2 protein-coding genes are annotated in these 1,563 nt (G+C 55.1%); one reads left to right on the plus strand and one right to left on the minus strand.

Going from position 1 to position 1,563, the window contains the following annotated elements; all coding sequences use genetic code 11:
* Window positions 1-518 (minus strand): SDR family NAD(P)-dependent oxidoreductase (locus B9A24_RS21115; RefSeq protein ID WP_143435164.1); only part of this gene is annotated, 518 nt, incomplete at its 3' end.
* A 63-nt stretch (window positions 519-581) separates the two neighbouring features.
* On the opposite strand from B9A24_RS21115, the gene B9A24_RS21120 reads away from it, so the two are divergent.
* The gene (locus B9A24_RS21120) at window positions 582-1,496 is read left to right on the plus strand and encodes a hypothetical protein (RefSeq protein ID WP_084448095.1); all 915 of its coding nucleotides are present in this window, start codon (window positions 582-584) and stop codon (window positions 1,494-1,496) included.
* Window positions 1,497-1,563 lie beyond the last annotated feature (67 nt).

Raw genomic sequence — 1,563 nt, forward strand, 5'->3', positions numbered from 1 at the left:
TTATATAAAGCCTCCGAAAAGGACAGTACAAACGACTTGGTAGCCGAGTAAACGGCCATGTTGGGCGAAGGCGTGTAAGCGGCCGTGGAGGCCAGCTGCAGAATCCGACCCTGGCCCCGCTGCTTCATGTCGCGCCCGAAGAGGTAGGTAAGCTCCACTAGGGCGGTAATGTTGGTTTGAATCACGGCTACGTTGCGGGCCGCATCAGCTTCCAGAAAGGGGCCATACTCGCCGAAGCCCGCGTCGTTTACCAGTACATCCACTTGTAAGTTATGCTGCTTTACAGCGTCGTACACGCGCTGCGCGGCCTGGGGCTGACTTAAATCCTGGGTGAGTAGGGTAGGCTCGAGGTGATGGACGCTGCGCAGATGCCCGGCAAACTGCTGCAGGCCGTCTAAGTCCTGATCGACCAGAATAAGCTGGTATTGATCCTTCGCAAATAGATGGGCCAGTTCCTGACCAATGCCACTAGCCGCCCCCGTAATAAGGGCCACGGCCGAATTAGATTGATGAGCCATAAAAGTCTGTTTTTTAGGGTGGTTGAAGAGCGAGTTGTTAGGCTGACTTACTGGTGCCTACGAATGAAAGTTGCGGCTCGACCCCCGGAAAAAGTATTGCTTATTCGCAACCCGGCTCCGGGGAAATACGATATAGACTTTAGTGCGACCCGCCGGTCGCACGTAACTATTCGCTCCCTCACCCTCACCACTATTATGGAAAACAAGCCAAATCAACCCAACCCCGGATCTACTCCCTCTTCTACTGGCGCAAACGCTGGTGGTTTTTCCCAGAAAACTTCTTCGGCGCAAGGCTCAACTGGCAAAGCATCGGGCGCTGCCGGTTCGGCTAGCACCGCCGGTGGCGGCCTAAATGACTCAGACAGTCAGAATGACAACAAAAACCAAAGCCAAAACCGTGGCGAACAAGGCAGCGGTAGCGGTGTAGGCGGTTCAGTTAAAAGCTGGGTAGATCAGCTAGGTCTGAATGACACGCTCAATCAGCTGCCCCAGTCGGTAAAAGATTTGAGCAGCAAAGCCACTACTCAATTCGGCAAGCTTACTACCACACAGCAGATTGTAGGTGGTGCCCTGCTCATCGGTGGTCTAAGCTGGCTGGCGTTGCGCTCCAAGAGCAGCGACAAAGACAAGACCTACAAAGGCAAGACCTACAAAGGCAAGAGCGGCAAAAAAGACAAATCGGCTTATCGCGGCTCTGTTAGCTCCGAGTCAGCCAAGTATGGCTCCACGGGCAGCTACGGCTCCAGCAGCTATGGCTCAGGCGGCAGCTACGGCTCTGACTCAGATAAATCTAACTCCGGCTACCGTCCTGCTCCAGGTAGCGGCTCCAGCAATAGCGGCAGCAGCTACCGCTCTGGCAGCAGCAGTGGCAGCGATTACGGTTCCTCCTCGATAAATCAATCGGGAAGCCAGTCAGGCTATCGGGGTGGCATGGGCAGCAGCTCCTCCAGCGCCTCTGACTACGACAGCAGCCTGTAAGTAAAAAGCCCCCCAGGGCACAAAAAAGACGACGACGCGCTACTCCGCGTTCGTTTGTTCGTTCGGT

The organism is Hymenobacter roseosalivarius DSM 11622 (assembly GCF_900176135.1).
GTDB lineage: Bacteria > Bacteroidota > Bacteroidia > Cytophagales > Hymenobacteraceae > Hymenobacter > Hymenobacter roseosalivarius.

Coding starts and splice junctions, on each gene's coding strand:
- B9A24_RS21120 (WP_084448095.1), top strand. CDS start 582: ATGAAAGTTGCGGCTCGACCCCCGGAAAAAGTATTGCTTATTCGCAAC.